This is a genomic window from Sulfitobacter dubius (assembly GCF_900113435.1).
In the GTDB taxonomy this organism is placed as follows: Bacteria; Pseudomonadota; Alphaproteobacteria; order Rhodobacterales; family Rhodobacteraceae; genus Sulfitobacter; species Sulfitobacter dubius.
In genome coordinates, this window is sequence record NZ_FOPG01000001.1 from 1,293,719 (window position 1) to 1,310,056 (window position 16,338).

Annotated in this window: 18 protein-coding genes; 8 read left to right on the forward strand and 10 right to left on the reverse strand. The window is 59.1% G+C overall.

Going from position 1 to position 16,338, the window contains the following annotated elements; genetic code table 11:
• Positions 1-148: 148 nt before the first annotated feature.
• A complete protein-coding gene (locus tag BM229_RS06250; RefSeq protein WP_093926760.1) occupies positions 149-1,327 on the forward strand; it encodes a DegT/DnrJ/EryC1/StrS family aminotransferase in 1,179 nt (392 codons plus the stop codon).
• Positions 1,328-1,388: 61 nt separating this feature from the next.
• On the opposite strand, the gene phaR is transcribed toward BM229_RS06250, so the two are convergent.
• From phaR to BM229_RS06265, 3 genes are all read right to left on the reverse strand, one after another.
• Positions 1,389-1,937 (reverse strand): polyhydroxyalkanoate synthesis repressor PhaR, encoded by a 549-nt coding sequence (phaR, locus tag BM229_RS06255; RefSeq protein WP_093926761.1) that lies wholly within the window; start codon positions 1,935-1,937, stop codon positions 1,389-1,391.
• Positions 1,938-2,079: 142 nt separating this feature from the next.
• A complete protein-coding gene (locus BM229_RS06260; RefSeq protein ID WP_093926762.1) occupies positions 2,080-2,523 on the reverse strand; it encodes a phasin family protein in 444 nt (147 codons plus the stop codon).
• A 152-nt stretch (positions 2,524-2,675) separates the two neighbouring features.
• A complete protein-coding gene (locus BM229_RS06265; protein WP_093926763.1) occupies positions 2,676-4,481 on the reverse strand; it encodes a PHA/PHB synthase family protein in 1,806 nt (601 codons plus the stop codon).
• A gap of 50 nt (positions 4,482-4,531) precedes the next feature.
• Here BM229_RS06265 and phaZ point away from each other — a divergent pair, with 50 nt between their 5' ends.
• A complete protein-coding gene (phaZ, locus tag BM229_RS06270) occupies positions 4,532-5,851 on the forward strand; it encodes a polyhydroxyalkanoate depolymerase (protein ID WP_244152124.1) in 1,320 nt (439 codons plus the stop codon).
• Positions 5,852-5,863: 12 nt separating this feature from the next.
• On the opposite strand, the gene BM229_RS06275 is transcribed toward phaZ, so the two are convergent.
• The 3 genes from BM229_RS06275 to BM229_RS06285 form a co-directional block, all read right to left on the reverse strand.
• Complete coding sequence (locus tag BM229_RS06275) at positions 5,864-6,571, reverse strand: alpha/beta fold hydrolase (protein ID WP_093926764.1); 708 nt, start codon at positions 6,569-6,571, stop codon at positions 5,864-5,866.
• A gap of 155 nt (positions 6,572-6,726) precedes the next feature.
• Entirely contained in the window at positions 6,727-7,473 is a 747-nt protein-coding gene (locus BM229_RS06280; RefSeq protein ID WP_093926765.1) for an alpha/beta hydrolase, read from the reverse strand.
• 51 nt (positions 7,474-7,524) lie between these two features.
• Positions 7,525-8,811 (reverse strand): MFS transporter, encoded by a 1,287-nt coding sequence (locus BM229_RS06285; RefSeq protein WP_093926766.1) that lies wholly within the window; start codon positions 8,809-8,811, stop codon positions 7,525-7,527.
• Between the two features lie 173 nt (positions 8,812-8,984).
• Between BM229_RS06285 and thrS the strand changes: the two genes are divergently transcribed.
• The 5 genes from thrS to BM229_RS06310 all read left to right on the forward strand — a co-directional run bounded on the left by thrS (position 8,985) and on the right by BM229_RS06310 (position 13,658).
• Complete coding sequence (thrS, locus tag BM229_RS06290; RefSeq protein ID WP_093926767.1) at positions 8,985-10,931, forward strand: threonine--tRNA ligase; 1,947 nt, start codon at positions 8,985-8,987, stop codon at positions 10,929-10,931.
• A gap of 224 nt (positions 10,932-11,155) precedes the next feature.
• Complete coding sequence (locus tag BM229_RS06295; protein ID WP_093926768.1) at positions 11,156-11,458, forward strand: BufA1 family periplasmic bufferin-type metallophore; 303 nt, start codon at positions 11,156-11,158, stop codon at positions 11,456-11,458.
• 63 nt (positions 11,459-11,521) lie between these two features.
• Positions 11,522-12,367, forward strand: coding sequence for an MNIO family bufferin maturase (gene bufB / locus BM229_RS06300; RefSeq protein WP_093926769.1), 846 nt, complete (start codon positions 11,522-11,524; stop codon positions 12,365-12,367).
• Positions 12,364-13,122 (forward strand): HvfC/BufC N-terminal domain-containing protein, encoded by a 759-nt coding sequence (locus BM229_RS06305; RefSeq protein WP_093926770.1) that lies wholly within the window; start codon positions 12,364-12,366, stop codon positions 13,120-13,122. Before bufB ends, BM229_RS06305 begins: the two co-directional genes overlap by 4 nt.
• A complete protein-coding gene (locus BM229_RS06310) occupies positions 13,119-13,658 on the forward strand; it encodes a DoxX family protein (protein ID WP_093926771.1) in 540 nt (179 codons plus the stop codon). Before BM229_RS06305 ends, BM229_RS06310 begins: the two co-directional genes overlap by 4 nt.
• On the opposite strand, the gene BM229_RS06315 is transcribed toward BM229_RS06310, so the two are convergent.
• Entirely contained in the window at positions 13,655-14,098 is a 444-nt protein-coding gene (locus BM229_RS06315) for an ArsC/Spx/MgsR family protein (RefSeq protein WP_338117453.1), read from the reverse strand. The genes BM229_RS06310 and BM229_RS06315 overlap by 4 nt on opposite strands.
• Before the next feature lie 45 nt (positions 14,099-14,143).
• Here BM229_RS06315 and BM229_RS06320 point away from each other — a divergent pair, with 45 nt between their 5' ends.
• On the forward strand, positions 14,144-14,350 hold the full coding sequence (locus BM229_RS06320; protein ID WP_093926772.1) for a cold-shock protein: 207 nt from the start codon (positions 14,144-14,146) through the stop codon (positions 14,348-14,350).
• A 54-nt stretch (positions 14,351-14,404) separates the two neighbouring features.
• Here BM229_RS06320 and BM229_RS06325 read toward each other — a convergent pair whose 3' ends face one another.
• From BM229_RS06325 to BM229_RS06335, 3 genes are all read right to left on the reverse strand, one after another.
• Positions 14,405-14,698, reverse strand: coding sequence for a hypothetical protein (locus tag BM229_RS06325; protein WP_244152125.1), 294 nt, complete (start codon positions 14,696-14,698; stop codon positions 14,405-14,407).
• A gap of 167 nt (positions 14,699-14,865) precedes the next feature.
• A complete protein-coding gene (locus tag BM229_RS06330) occupies positions 14,866-15,345 on the reverse strand; it encodes a dihydrofolate reductase (RefSeq protein ID WP_093926773.1) in 480 nt (159 codons plus the stop codon).
• Positions 15,345-16,178, reverse strand: coding sequence for a thymidylate synthase (locus BM229_RS06335; RefSeq protein WP_093926774.1), 834 nt, complete (start codon positions 16,176-16,178; stop codon positions 15,345-15,347). Before BM229_RS06335 ends, BM229_RS06330 begins: the two co-directional genes overlap by 1 nt.
• Between the last annotated feature and the right edge of the window lie 160 nt (positions 16,179-16,338).

The window sequence follows — 16,338 nt, forward strand, 5'->3', positions numbered from 1 at the left end:
CCCCATCGCGCCCGGGGCGCGATTCCCCCGCGGGTATTTGAGAAAGGATGAAGATAAAGAGGGGGTGACCAGTTGTGGGGGCATCCCCCTTGGTTTGCGCGGTGGATTGTTTTACTATTCTGGAAATCATTATTCAGGATTTTGAAATATGACTCTGCCCGACATGCACCGCGCCGAACCGATCCCTGCCGAAGCGGAGGCCGCCGTTGCGGAGCTTTTGCAAAGTGGCGATCTTTTTCGCTACACCGCTGCGAAGGACGCGCCTGTTTCCCTGCTTGAGGTCGAATTCGCGCGGATGATGGGCAGCAAATATGCGCTGGCCGTTTCTTCATGCTCTGCCGCGCTGTTTCTGTCCTTGCTCGCCTTGGACCTGCCGAAAGAGGTGTCGGTGCTGATCCCCGGGTTTACTTTCGCCGCCGTGCCCTCTGCGGTGATCCACGCAGGCTGCAAACCGGTGCTTTGTGAAGTGGGCGAGAATTACCGCGTCGATTTGGAGGATTTCGCCGCCAAACTGCCGAGCGTTCAGGCCGTGATCATCAGCCATATGCGGGGGCATACCTCGGATATGGATGCGATCATGGGGCTTTGCGAGGCCGCTGGCGTGCCGGTGATCGAAGACGCCGCCCATTCGCTGGGCACGCTCTGGCGGGGACGGAAGATCGGGACCATTGGCAAGGTCGGCTGTTTTTCCTTCCAGTCCTACAAGATGATCAATGCGGGCGAAGGCGGCATCCTGATCACCGATGACGCCGATCTGGTGGCGCGGGCCATCATCATGTCGGGCGCTTATGAGCATAACTGGAAGAAACATGCCGCCCTACAGGACAGCTTTGCCAAGTGGCAGAACCGGCTGCCGCTTTACAATTTGCGCATGTCGAACCTCTCGGCCGCGATCATTCGCCCGCAACTGCCGCATCTGCCGCGCCGCGTGGCTGACGGTTTACGCAACCACGATCACATGGCTGCCCGGCTTGCGGCCTCGCCCCTGATCGACGTGCCCAGCCCCCTCCCCGGAGAGACGCGCGCCCCGGATTCGATCCAATTCAATCTGGTCGGCCTTTCCGACGCAAAGGTCCGTGCCTTTGCTGAAACGGCAGAGACGGCAGGCGTCAAAGTACAGGTCTTTGGCCAAAGCACCGACAACGCCCGCGCCTTCTGGAACTGGCAATTCATCGAAGACCTACCCGACCTTCCCCGCACACGTGCCATGTTAATGCGTGCATGTGATGTGCGCCTGCCGGTGCAATTGACCCTAGCTGAGATCAATGCGGTGGCGAATGTGATCCTGAGGGCATTGGCGGATGTCGCCGACGCGCGGGCGGCGTAAGCCCTAAACGAAAATGAGGGAGCACATGGGCTCCCTCATATCAATCTCACTGATGGCAAACTCAGTTCATCTTTGACAATTTATCCTGCAACTCCGCCAACTGCTTTTTAATCGCATCCAGATCATCGCCCTGTTCCGCCTGCTGGCTCGGCGGCTCTGGGGCGGTGGATTTGGCCCAGCCGCCGGTCATTGCTTTCATGAAGGCTTCTTGCTGCGCCTGCATCGCCTCCATGCCGGGCATCTTGGCCATTGGGTTCATCGCACTCATGTTTTCGACCACCTTGCTTTGCCCATCGCGCAGCATGTCGAAAGAGGCTTGCAAGAACTGCGGCACAACCGAAACATTGCCCGACATATAGCTGCGCACCAAATCGGTAAGCACATCGACAGGCAAGACGGCTTCGCCGCGACTTTCGTGTTCAGCGATGATCTGCAGCAGATACTGCCGGGTCAGATCATCACCAGATTTCAGATCGACAATCTGAACTTCCCGGCCATCACGGATGAAACCGGCGATGTCTTCTAATGTGACGTAATCGCTGGTCTCGGTGTTGTAGAGCCTGCGGCTGGCATAGCGCTTTATCAGCAAGGGCTTTGGTTTCTCCGCCATGATATTCCTCCCGGCCAGTGGTGCTGCATTGCAGCTTAGGACAGGGATCGGCAAATAGAAAGGGCGCATAACAAAAGGGGCAGACCCGGCAAGGCCCGCCCCTTTTCTATCTCTATGCGTCGCGGCAGGACCGCCAAACGGCTTACTTCGTGGCAGGCTTCTGCGCTGCGGTCTGAACTTTTTCAGCTGTCTTAGTCGCTGTTGCAGTCGCTTCGTTCTGCAGGTCTTTGCCAGCCGACATCATCAGCTCAACAGTTTCCATCTGAACTTTCTTCGCAACTTCGGCAAAGGCGGCCATATGCTCGGCTGCGGCTTCGGCGGAAGCGGATGCAAACTCGGTCATCGCTTTGGCGTAGTCTGTCGGCTCGGTCTTCGCTGCGGTCATCGCGGTCAGGCGGGTCAGCGTGTCTTTGGTCCAAGCGGTAGAGATGTCAGCGGATTTGTCGGCTGCCTCAAACGCAACGCCGGACAGTTTCTCGTTAAGAGTTGCTGTGTTCTTGAACGCGTCTTTCATGGCGGAGTTATCCATAGGGAAAGCGCCCAGAACGTCTTTGAACATCGCGGTCATATCAGGTGTATTGGTCATTGCTCTATCCTTTTAAGCTGCATTTGCAGGGGAGCGGGAGAAGACCCACTCAATTCGCGTCTGACCCCTACATAGATGCCGCAGCGCAGCATTTCAAGTTTTTTCTGCATTGCAGCATTAGCAATCGAGCACTGCCAGATTACGTTACGTAATCAATCGCTTGCCTTGCGGGCCACATAATCACCCGGCGCATCGGCAAGAGTTTCACGCCCGCCGTCTCCCGGGAAACGCGCGGGAATCATCTTGCCTGCGCGTTTGGCCAGCCACTTGCCCCAACGTGGCCACCAAGAGCCTTCGTGGAACTTTGCCGCCTCGCGCCATGCCGCAAAGTCCTGCCCCAGATCGCCGTTAACATAGTGGCCGTACTTGTTGCGGCTGGGTGGGTTCACGATCCCCGCGATATGGCCGGACTGCGCCATGATAAAGGTTTTGTCCTCGGACCCCATCCGCTGCATACCGCGATAGCAATCTTTCCAAGGCGCGATATGGTCGGTTTCACAGGCAATCGCGCAAAGCGGTAAGTCGATATCATCCAGCGTGAGCCGCTCTCCCAGCAGTTTGAAACCGCCCTCGGCCAATTCATTACGCTGACACAACCCGCGCAGATATTGCATCGCCATCTGCCCCGGCAGGTTGGCCCCGTCCCCGTTCCAATAAAGCAAATCAAAGGCCGGAGGGGTTTCTCCCATCATATAGCTGCGCACGGCGGGGCCGTAGACCAGATCATTCGAGCGTAAGAAGGAAAAGGTGCGCGCCATGACCACCGATGGTAGAATGCCCTTATCCGCCGTCTCGGCCTCGATCCCGTCGATAAAGTCATTGGTAAGGAAGGGCTGAAACTCCCCCTGATCCGAAAAATCAGTAAGCGCAGTAAAGAAGGTCGCCGATTTGACTGACGGGTCGCCGCGCTTCTTCAGGAGCGACAGGGTCAGAGCGAGCGTGGTCCCGGCAATACAATAGCCTACGACATTCACGCGCTTTTCTTCGGTGATCGCTTTCACCTCTTCGATGGCAGTAAGGTAGCCCTCTTCGACGTAATCTTCCATCCCGATCTGCGCATAGCTGGCATCGGGGTTGACCCACGACACCACAAAAAGCGTATAGCCCTGATCGACCAGCCATTTCACAAGGCTGTTTTGGGCCTTGAGGTCGAGGATGTAGAATTTGTTGATCCAAGGCGGGAAGATCAGTAGCGGGGTTTTGTGCACCTCTTCGGTGCTGGGCGTGTATTGGATCAACTCGAACATGCGGTTGCGAAACACCACCTTGCCCGGCGTGGTGGCGATGTTACGACCCAACTCAAACGCGCTGTCATCGGCGAGTTTCACGACCAACTCACCGTTGTTCGCCTCTAGATCGGCGATCAAATTCTCAAGCCCCTTCACAAGACTTTCGCCCTCGGTCTCAACCGCGCGCTCCAACACGTCAGGGTTGGTGGCAAGGAAATTGGTCGGCGACATCATCGCGATGATCTGCTGGCTGAAATAGACCAGCCGTTTCTTTTCCGCAGGATCCATGTCTTGGGCGTCTTCGACGGCTTGGCGCAGCGCCTCGGCGTTGATCAGATACTGCTGTTTGATAAAGCTGAAATAGGGATGGGTCTGCCAAAGCGGATTGGCAAAGCGTTTGTCGGGCACGCTGTCATCCGCCACTGGGGCCACCGCACCGCTGGCGAGCGCCTGCTGCGCCTCGACGAAATGGGTGACCGATTTGGTCCAATAGCCCATTTGATGCTCCATCAAACGTGCCGGATTGGTCATCGCTTCGGCCCAATAGGACTGCGCGGCCTTCGCAAAAAGCTGTTGATTAGGCGCGTCCAGTGCGGGCTGGTGCCCCTCGCGAGAGGCCATCACGCGGGTCAGACGTTCGGTTAACGCCTCAACTTTCTTAAGGTTTTGGGCCATCCGCGACAGTGCTGCGGGTGCCGATGGGTCTGAACTTTCGGATTCTGTTGTCATCTTAACCCTTACCTCCTATCTTCGCAGGTGCAGCATAAAGGAGCCCCCACATGCGCTACATGGCCACCTACGACATGATGGAGTCCATCCGGAACACCAATCAATGGCTCGGCGCCTCTGCCCTCGCCATGGCATCCTACCCGGCTTTCTCTCTGTTTCCAAACCCTGCGATGGAATGGTTGGCGGCATGGGGCGAGGTGACGGAACGGAGCTTTGCCCGCATGGTGGTGAAGCCCGATTGGAACATTCCCCCGGTGGTCGGCGCCAAGGGCCAAGACTGTCTGGTCAGCATCGAGCCCGTGATGGAGCGCGCCTTTGGCGATCTGCTGAAGTTTACTGTGCAGGGCCGCGAAGAGACGGGCCGCAAGGTTCTTTTGGTCGCGCCGATGTCGGGTCATTATGCTACGCTCCTTCGGTCCACCGTGATCTCCTTGCTGCCTGATTGCGACGTCTATGTGACAGACTGGCATAACGCGCGCGATATTCCAGTTAGTGCGGGCAAGTTCGACATCGAGGATTATACGCTCTACCTCGTTGATTTCATGCATCACCTTGGCCCCGACACCCATGTGATCGCGGTCTGCCAGCCTGCGCCTTTGACCCTCGCCGCCACCGCCTATCTGGCCGAGGAAGCGCCCGAAGCACAGCCGCGCACGCTGACATTGATCGGCGGTCCGATTGACCCCGATGCCAAACCCACCGATGTGACCGACTTTGGCCATAGCGTGACCATGGGCCAGCTTGAGCAGATGATGATCCAGCAGGTTGGGTTCAAATATGCGGGCGTGGGCCGCAAGGTCTATCCGGGGCTGTTGCAACTGGCGTCTTTCATCTCGATGAACAATGACACCCACCGCGATGCGTTCACCAATCAGATCACCCGCGTGGCGCAAAAAGCGGCGCATGAGCATGACAAACACAACAAGTTCTACGACGAATACCTCGCCGTGATGGACATGCCGGCGGAGTTTTATCTGTCGACCGTGCAGCGCGTCTTCAAAGAACGCGAGATTGCGCGGAATGTCTTTACCGTGGCGGGCCGTCAGGTCGATATTGGAAAGATCACAACTGTCGCGGTCAAAACGGTTGAGGGCAGCAAGGATGACATCTCGGCCCCCGGCCAGTGTATTGCGGCCCTTGATCTGCTGACCGGCCTGCCAGATTCCAAAAAGGCGAGCCATCTCGAAGAAGGCGCGGGCCACTACGGGATTTTCGCGGGCAAGAGCTGGCGCAACAACATCCGGCCCTTGGTGCTGGACTTTATCGATGCCAACAATGGCACGCCTGAGCCGCAAAAGCCCCAAGCAAAAAGGCCCGAGAAGGCTGAGCCCAACAAGTCGAAAGCGCCAACAAAACCAGCAGCGGCCTAATCCGCTGCCCCATTACAGCGCCAGAGGTTGCTGCATCCAGTCGCGCAGCGCGGCGGTTGTGGCCTCTGGTTGCTCAAGACTGGGCATATGGCCTGCATCCTCCAGCACTGTTAGCTTGGCATAAGGGATCATTTCGGCCATGAAAGCATGACGTTTAACCGGGCAAAGCGCGTCATGTTCGCCGCAAAGCACCAGCGCTGGCACTCTGCATTTGCGCAGCACTGCTTGTTGGTCTCGGCGGCGTTGTAGCGCACGGGATTGGCGCACAAAAACATCGCCGCCCAGCGTCTCGGCCATTTCCATCGCACGTGTCAGCACTTCGGCACGCCCAACGCCGGGCGCAAGAAAGCCCGACGCCATACGCGACTGCATCGCCTCTCGCAGTTTTCCTGACTGTGCCATAACGATCTGCGGCTCACGGTCGGCTGCAATCGCCGGAAGTTCGGCCAATACATGGGTGGCCAGCAAGGCGATGCGGCTGATGCGATCGGGGGCCCGGCGCAGCAATTCCAGCGCCACAACGCCGCCCATTCCCTGCCCCACCAGCGCGAAACGCTGCGGCAGTTGATCCAAAAGACCTGAGGCGATCTCTTCTATCCGTTCCCCTTGGGTGATCGGGGCCAGCACTACCGTCGATCGGGGCGAAAGCGCCTCGATCTGCGGGGCAAATGCACGGGCGTCACACATCATACCGGGCAATAGAACGAGCGGCTCAGCCATGCGCGGCTTTCTGGTCAGTTATGCAGTTGAAATGACGTGGTTTCATGCCGTTCCCCTTGGGTTTGGCTGCCTCATAACATGGGTATTTTGGGGTGGCATCGGGGCGCAGGGTGCATCGGCGGTTCCATGCCCGCCCACGCATACCGCGTTCGACCTTATTGGGCCGACACCTCTTCGATTGCCTGCACAATCAACGCCAGACAATGCGCATCTGAAAAGCGGTGGTCGGCGTCTTTGACCAATGTCAGGTGCATATCGGTGCTTTGGGCGTGCTCTAACAACCGAACGGCCGTTGCAGTGCTGACGGCGGTATCTGCGGTGCCTTGTAGCAGTCGCACGGGAAACGGCAGTGTCAGAGGGTCACGCAGCACCAGCCGCTTGCGTCCATCTTCAATCATGCGTCGGGTGATGACATAGGGCTCCATATAGTCCGACGGCAACTCGACCTGCCCGACCTCCGCCAGTGTCTGTTTCTGCGCTTCGGTGAAATTTGCCCAATAGCCGTCTTCGGTAAAGTCAGGTGCAGCCGCGATGCCCACCAGCCCGGCAATACGCTCTGCCAGATGCCGGGCCAACAACAGCGCCTGCCAGCCGCCCATAGACGACCCCACGACGATCAGCGGCCCCTCCGTCAACGCGCCCACAGCGGCCAGCGTGTCTTCGTGCCAATCGCCGATGCAGCCTTCAGCAAAGTTGCCTGAGGATTCACCGTGGCCCGAATAGTCGAACCGCAGAAACGCACGCCCCTCGGCCCGCGCCCAGTCTTCGAGAAAGACCGCCTTGGTTCCCATCATGTCGGACTTCAGCCCGCCCAAGAACACCACGCAAGGCCCCGCCCCGTCGGTCTTGTGATACGCGATGCGCCGCCCTTCTGGGGTGTCGATGAATTTGCTGTCTGACATGCTGCCTCCGTCTTTGGCGTAATCATGGGCATCGGCGCGGTTGAGGGCAAGTCAGTCCTCAGCCAAATGCTCCACCTCGGGCAGCCAATGGGCGAGAACCGCCGCTGCAACGGCCATCGCAGCGAACAACATCAGCGTCGCCTGCGGCCCGATCAACGCGGCCCCTCCGCCCAGCACCCCCGCCAGCAGCAACAGAACCCCAATCACCGTATTACTAACGGCAGCATAGGCCGCGCGGCTGTCTTTGGGTGCCATATCAACCAGATAGGTCGACCGTCCCTGCCGCACTCCGTGATATGCGATCATCAGGATAAAGAGCACGGCAGGCATCGCCCAGACCGCCTGCGCCATGCCAAGAAACCACAGCAGCACCGCCAGCGCTATCGCCACCGCGCCCACGATTCCTGTCAGCATCAGCACCCGGCGGCTCGACATATCCGACAGCCGCCCCCAGACGTAGGAACTGACCAAAGACGCCAGTGCCGAGGCCAACACCAAAGCGCCCAGTTGGCCCAACTGACCCGCCTCGGACGACCCCGCCAGCACCACCAGATAGGGCGGCGCAAGGGCGGTCGATACCAATAGGCCGCGCACCAGAATGAAAAGCCACAGGTCGCGATTGCCGCGCAACAGATTGAAATCGACGCCATTGGCCTCTTCGGTCTCGCTTGGAGTCTCCTTGATCGTTGAAAACAACAACGCAGCGCCGATCCACAGAGCCGCCGCCAGCGCGATTGCCGCGACGACGACGCCCCGGCTCTGAAACAGGCCAGACATCAGCAACCCCGCAAAGATCACCACTCCGATCGAGGAGGCAGACCCCGCCAGCCCGGTCACCGATCCGCGCCGCGTCTTTCCAACGGTCTTGCCAAGGATGTCCTTAAACGAGACCGAACAGGCAGCCCGGCACACAGCCAGCAGCGCCAAGGCCGCGCAAACCGCATAGCCCGCTGCGGCCCCCTCAAGACTGAGCGCTGCAAGCACGATCAACGCCGCCGCCACCCCCTGCCCGACCGAGCCCACGACCCACGCCCATTTGCGCCGCGCCATCCGTTCGACCACTCCTGCCAGCGCGATCTGCGGCAACAGCGACCCGGCCTCGCGGATCGGCACCAGGGCACCCGCGAAAATCGCAGGCGCGCCAAGGGCGCTCAGCAGCCATGCCAACACCAGCTTTGGGTCGATTAACCCGTCCGCGACCTTGGTCATCGACAGCGACACGATATGGCGCAGCCCATTGCGCGCCTCGGCCTGCTGTGCGCTGTCGTCCAACCCCGGTGCCGGGTCATCTGCCCCCGAAATCGTCTCAAAAGCGCGCTGCGCCGTGTCGTCTTGCATCTGGCCGGTCCTCGTTGTTGCCCGCCTGACATAGCGCGCCGCCCGCATCGCGCAACTTTTCAGCGCGCCCTCGTGCCAGCATTGACAAGCTGCCCCCGCCCCGCCACATAGGCCCAACACATAACCCGCAACCGGGCGTCTCGTAGGCGCCAAACCGACGAGGAGCGCCCAAGATGGCCCAAATCTCCCTCACCTTTCCCGATGGCAATAGCCGCCAATATGACGCCGGTATCACCGCTGGCGAAGTGGCCGCCGACATCTCTAAATCGCTGGGCAAAAAGGCCATCAGCGCCACCGTCAACGGCGCACATTACGATCTGGCTTGGCCGATCGAAGCCGACGCCAGCATCGCGATCCACACCATGTCTGACGAAGAGCAGGCCAATGAGTTGGTGCGACACGACCTTGCGCATATCATGGCCCGCGCTGTGCAGGAAATCTGGCCCGACACCAAGGTCACCATCGGCCCGGTGATCAAGGATGGCTGGTATTACGACTTTGACCGCAAAGAGCCCTTCACCCCCGAAGACCTCGGCGCGATCGAAAAGAAGATGAAAGAGATCATCAACAAACGCGCTCCCGTCCGCACCGAGGTTTGGGACCGTGCCCGCGCGATCAAACATTACGAAGACCTGAACGAGCCTTATAAAGTCGAGCTGATCGAGGCGATCCCCGGCGATGAGCCGCTGCGCATGTATTGGCACGGCGACTGGCAAGACCTCTGCCGTGGCCCGCACCTGCAACACACCGGCCAAGTGCCGGGCGATGCCTTCAAGCTGATGTCCATCGCTGGCGCCTATTGGCGCGGCGACAGCAGCCGCGCCATGCTGCAACGCATCTACGGCGTGGCTTTCACCGGCAAGGAAAAGCTGCGCGCGCATCTCAACATGCTCGAAGAAGCCGCCAAGCGTGACCACCGCAAGCTGGGCAAAGAGATGGGCCTGTTCCACATGCAGGAAGAGGCACCGGGCCAAGTCTTCTGGCACCCTAATGGCTGGCGCATCTACACCACCCTGCAGGACTACATGCGCCGCATGCAAGACCGCGACGGCTATGTCGAGGTGAACACTCCGCAGGTCGTGGACCGCAAGCTCTGGGAAAAATCCGGCCACTGGGACAAGTACCAAGAGAACATGTTCATCGTTGAGGTCGATGAGGAGCATGCCCGCGAAAAGGCGGTGAACGCGCTCAAGCCGATGAACTGCCCCTGCCACGTGCAGGTGTTTAACCAGGGCCTGAAATCCTACCGCGACCTGCCGCTGCGCATGGCTGAGTTCGGATCCTGCGCGCGCTATGAGCCCTCGGGGGCGCTGCACGGCATCATGCGGGTGCGCGGCTTTACTCAGGACGACGGGCATATCTTCTGCGCCGAAGAACAGATCACCTCGGAAACCGCCAAGTTCATCGCTTTCCTCTCCAAGGTCTATGCCGACCTCGGGTTTGAGAACTGGACCATCAAGCTCTCCACCCGCCCGGAAAAGCGGATTGGTTCCGATGAGACATGGGACAATATGGAGCAGGCGCTTGGCGATGCCTGCAAGGCCGCCGGCTATGACTTTGAGGTGCTGGAGGGCGAAGGCGCCTTCTACGGGCCGAAGCTGGAGTTCACTCTGACCGACGCCATCGGGCGCAACTGGCAATGCGGCACCCTTCAAGTCGACGCGAACCTGCCCGAGCGGCTCGAGGCAAGTTTCATCGGGCAAGACGGCAACAAGCACCGCCCGGTTATGCTGCACCGCGCGACCCTTGGCTCGTTCGAGCGCTTCATCGGCATCCTGATCGAAGAACACGCGGGCAAGCTGCCCTTTTGGCTGGCCCCGCGTCAGGTGGTCGTGGCTTCCATCACGTCTGAAGCGGATGACTATGTGGCCGAGGTCGTCGAGACCCTGAAAGCCGCTGGTGTGCGTGCGGAAGCCGACATGCGCAATGAGAAGATCAACTACAAAGTCCGTGAGCATTCGGTCGGCAAAGTGCCGGTGATCCTCGCCGTCGGGGCGCGTGAGGTTGAAGAGCGTACCGTTTCCGTGCGCCGTCTGGGACAAAAGCAGACTTCGGTTCAGCCGCTGGATGCACTCACCGCCGAACTGGCGCAGGACGCGACCCCGCCTGACCTGCGCTAACGGCTTGTAACAAATCTGCGCTCCGGCGGTCTTGCGGGCAGCTTGGCCCCTGCCCGCCGGAGCGTTTTTGTAACAATCCTTCCCTTCCTGCGCGGGAAGGTTACAATTTTCGCTAGTTTTCAGCGTGATTTCTGACGGGACCGTGACACACTCCCTCGTGACTGGCTTGTGAGGAAGCAGGCTGCTCTAGTAAACCTGTTCAAACCATCAGGAAGGAAACGACAATGTCCACCACACTCAAAACCGCCGCCATCGCAGGGGCCGTCGCCGCCGCGCTGAGCAGCCACGCCACCACCGCCACCGCCGCTTCGCAAGAGAAATGCTTTGGCGTTTCGCTGGCCGGTGAGAACGACTGCGCGGCGGGCCCCGGCACTACCTGCGCGGGCACCTCTGTGACCGATTACCAAGGCAACGCATGGACCCTCGTTGACGAAGGCACCTGTGCCGACATCGAACTGCCTGCCATGGCAGACGGCACCGAGCGGACCGGCTCTCTGGAAGCGCTCGACCGCGACCTGCCCGCTTAATCTATAGCGTTCCGGGCGGCATCCCCGCCCGGAACCCCGCCCCGCAACACGCCGGAGGCCGATATGCGCGACGATACCCTCCCCCTCACCACACTGCCGAATGCTCCTGGCGTCGGATATAAAGCCCGGCATTTCGATGCCTTGATGGCTGACCCCGGCCCGGTGCGCTGGATCGAAATCCATGCGGAGAATTACATGGGTGATGGGGGCCGCCCTCATGCGCAACTGCGCGCGCTACAAGAGAATTTCGCGTTGTCAGTGCATGGCGTAGGACTGTCGATCGGCGGCGAAGGGCCACTGGATACAGATCACCTTGCCCGGCTCAAAACTCTTTGTGACCGAACACAGCCCGCGTCTTTTTCAGAACATTTGGCATGGTCGACGCATGGGATGGAGTATCTTAACGATCTCCTGCCTCTGCCTTATACCGAGGCAACGCTTGCCCGCGTCGCGGCGCATATCAATCAGGTGCAGGACCAGCTGGGGCGACAAATGTTGCTCGAAAACCCTTCCAGCTACCTTGCCTTCGCGGAATCAGACTTGTCGGAAACCGACTTTTTGACCGAGCTTACCCGGCAAACTGACTGCGGTCTCTTGCTGGATGTCAACAATGTCTTCATTTCCGCGACGAACCTCGGGCTTTCCCCTCAAGACTACATTGATGCCTTTCCGACTGAGCATGTCGGTGAAATTCATGTCGGCGGGCATGACGACGACACCGATGACCACGGCGCGCCTTTGCTGATTGATAGTCACGGCAAAGCGGTCGTCGACCCGGTTTGGGAATTGCTGTCCTACACACTGGAGCAAACTGGGCCAAAGCCTGTTTTGGTAGAGTGGGACAATGACGTGCCCGACTGGTCCGTACTACGGGCCGAGGCAGAGCGCGCCGCGCAGGTGCTGGTGTGACAGATCAACGCGATTTCCGCGCAGCACTGCTTGACCCCTCTCGCCCCGTGCCTGCGGGCCTACGTGACGGCAACGGGCAACCCGCAGGGGCGCGTTATGGTGTCTACCGCAACAACGTCACTCATTCGTTGATCTCCGCGCTCGAAGTAGCGTTTCCGCTGGTTCGCAAGCTGATCGGTGTCCGCAATTTCGCCGAATTGGCCCCGCTTTATGTGCGGGCGTATCCACCGACATCGCCGCTTATGATGCATTACGGTGCCGAGTTCCCCACATTCATCGCCGGCTTCGCCCCTTTGGCCAAGGTTGAATACCTTGCCGATGCCGCCCGGCTCGATCTTGCCCTGCGGTCATCCTACCACGCGGCCGATGCTCCCGCACTTGATCCACTGGTGCTCCAGACGCTTGCATCTAACGCCTTGATGGCTGCCAGATTCACCATAGCGCCTGCGACGCGCATTCTGCGCTCACGCTGGCCGCTCTTCGACATTTGGCGCTACAACTTTACGGAGGCTGCGCCGAAGCCACGCAACATCCCTCAAGACGTGGTTATTGCCCGGCCCGCCTATGACCCCGCGCCCCATCTGCTACCACCCGGCGGCGCCACATGGCTGTCTCACCTCGCCGAGGGAACGACTTTCGGTGAGGCTCATGGTGCCACTGTCGACATTCAACCTGAGTTTGATTTGGCCGCCACACTGACCCTTGCACTAAGCCACGGCATTTTCAGTGCGATTTCTACGGAGGACACCCAATGAGCCAACTTCTTGGCCTCTATCGCCACGCCACCGACCGCCTTGAATCGGCCGATTGGTTGCTTTCCACCCTTGCCCGTTTCCTCTTTGCAGCAGTGCTGCTGGTCTACTTCGTGAATGCTGGTGTCACCAAACTTGGCGATGGCCCCTTGGGCATCCTCAGCCCCTCCACCGGTGCTTATGCACAAATCTTTCCCCGCGCATTTGAGGCGGTAGGCTATGACAGTGATGCGCTTGGGCTGCTTCATTGGATTGTTGTCGTGGCCGGGACATTGGCAGAGTTTATCCTGCCCATTCTGATCGTGCTGGGACTATTTACCCGGCTGTCGGCCTTGGCCATGATTGGCTTTGTCACGGTTCAATCGCTGACCGATCTTTTCGGGCATGGCCAGTGGAGCGCGCTTGGTAGCTGGTTTGACAGGTTTCCAGACGCCCCCATTCTGGACCAACGAGCACTTTGGATCTTCTTACTCTCGGTCCTAATTGTAAAGGGTGCCGGCCCGCTGTCACTGGATCAATGGCTTGGGCACAAAAGTTAAAGCATCGCTTTAACTTCGGCCTCTACCTCTTTGCTCCAACCAATAAAAAGCGCATCACCCACAGCAATAAGAGGGCGCTTCATTAGGGCTGGATATGCCCTGAGCAGCGCAAGGGGGTCTTGGGCGCGAGCATCCTCATCCAAACTCCGCCAAGTCGTTGAGCGGGTATTAGGCAGCGCAGCACCAAACCTCTCATAAGCCTGCGCCAAGACTGCATCTGGCACGCCTTCCTCTCGGACATCGACCAACTGCGCCTCTGGCAGCGCTTTTCGTGCCTTGCGGCAGGTGTCGCAGTTTTTCAGCCCATAAATTAACACAACCATTTCCTTAGCACGCAATCCTGCGCCCCTTTTGCGGGTTTCGCCCTTGATCGCTTGATTTTTCCCAAGTCCGCGCGATCTTTCTATTATGGCGGGTCGCAATTCAATCGCTTTCGCCATTCTGCCTTGGGCAGATACGTCAAAGACAAAGGAGGCGCGGAAGTTATGCCAACTGGCACCGTGAAATGGTTTAACACCACCAAAGGCTACGGATTCATCGCCCCGGAGAGCGGCGGTAACGATGTATTCGTTCACATCTCAGCTGTTGAACGCTCCGGCTTGACCGGACTGGCGGACGACCAGAAGGTCAGTTTTGAACTGATAGAAGGGCGCGATGGCCGGCAAATGGCAACCGATCTCGCCCTGCTCTAGCCAAGATTTTGCAAAAGAACACCCGGCGTTCCGCGCCGGGTGTTGCATAGTCTGTCAATTATACGAACAGCCCTTTGTTCCCTCAGGGCAAGGGACGCGGGCCGAGCGGCGCGGTGTCGCGACACGGTGGCGGCGAACCACAGGATGGGATTTGACCTCGGCATATGTCATGGTTTGGTTCGGGGTACCGCAGCAGATGACACCCGAAATGGTGATGGGCTGCAAGCCAGTCGGACAGTAATTTGCGCTGCTTGGATAGGCATAGATCTTAGGCTCGGCAGCGGCCTGATCGACCATTGCGGTTGAAAACAGCCCGACTGCGGCTGCAATAGCTGGGGTTAGACGCATGATAATCCTCGCAATTTGCTTTACCTAAATTCAATATAGCAAAGCTTGCCGGGACGGATTCATCAAGTCCAGTGTTTTGTCAAAACACATCGGTTGGCCCGGAGGCGCCTTGTAGACATTAACCTATGCGACCGCCGCCTCGGCCCGGCGCGGAGCTCATGCCACTCTCAGCAGCGGCGCAGCCACTCCCGTGCAACGGCCCGCGGGCCATCGGCACGCAAACACAGGTTCCCAAGTTCAACCCATTCCTCTGGATCAAAATCGGGGAAGAAGGCGTCTGCATCGTCAATTTCGACATCTACTTCGGTGACCAAAAGCCGATCCGCCAAGGGCAGAAGTGCGCGGTATATCCCCTCACCGCCAATGCCATAGACGCGGCGATAGCCCTCGGCCGCGCAGTAGCCCAAGGCCGACTGCGGGTCACGCGTCACATGCACCCCTTCGATATCGGCACTTGAAACCACGCAGTTCAGGCGGTTCTTCAGTGGTTTAAACGGCAGGCTTTCCCACGTGCGGCGCCCCATGATGATCGCACCACCCGTCGTTTCACGTTGGAAAAACTTCAGATCTTCGGGCAAAGACCACGGGATATCTCCATCTTTACCAATGGCTCCGTTGCGGGCGCGGGCGACGATCAGGCTTAGCATCAGACGGCCACCGGCGCTTTGATCGCCGGATCGGGATCATAGCCCTCGAAAGTGAAATCCTCATAGCGGAAATCAAAGATCGAACTAACCTTGCGGCCAATCCGCAGTTTTGGCAGCGGTTTTGGGGTCCGCGCAAGCTGGGTTTGCACCTGTTCTACATGGTTGGAATAGATATGCGCGTCGCCCATGGAATGCACGAAATCGCCGGGTTCGTAACCAGTGACATGGGCCAACATTTCCAAAAGCAGCGCGTAAGAGGCGATATTAAATGGCACCCCCAGAAACATATCCGCCGAGCGTTGATAGAGTTGAAGATGCAGCTTGCCGCCCGCAATGCGCACTTGCCACAGCGTATGGCAAGGCGGCAGCGCCATCTGGTCAACCTCACCGGGGTTCCAAGCTGAAACGATCAGACGGCGGCTGTCGGGGGTGGCGCGGATTGCCTCTACCAACTTTGCGATCTGGTCAACTTGGCCTGCGCGGTGCAGCACCGTACCGTCGGGTTGCGGTATCGCATCCCCCACCGTCGGAAAGCGGCGCCATTGATGGCCATAGACCGGGCCGAGGTCACCGTCTTCATCCGCCCATTCGTTCCAAATGGAGACGCCGTTTTCCTTGAGATAGGCGATATTGGTATCCCCTGCGAGGAACCACAGAAGTTCATGCACGATGGATTTAAGATGCAGCTTCTTGGTTGTGACCAGCGGAAAACCATCAGCCATCCGATAACGTTGCTGCATCCCGAAATGAGAGATCGTCCCCGTTCCGGTTCGGTCGGTCGAGGTCACCCCCTGTTCCAGCACTTCGCGCAGCGCATCATGGTACTGTTTCACGCGGCAACCCTCGTCATCGTGGCATTTGCTTCTGCATAGCCTCCCGCGTGCCTATCCTCAAGCAGCGTGGTATTGCTTTTGGGCTGCACTTCCGCACCGAGTTTCCCCGCAGGGCCCAAGCACATTGACAGAACGGGCGCCGCTTTGGGACAGTCCGCCA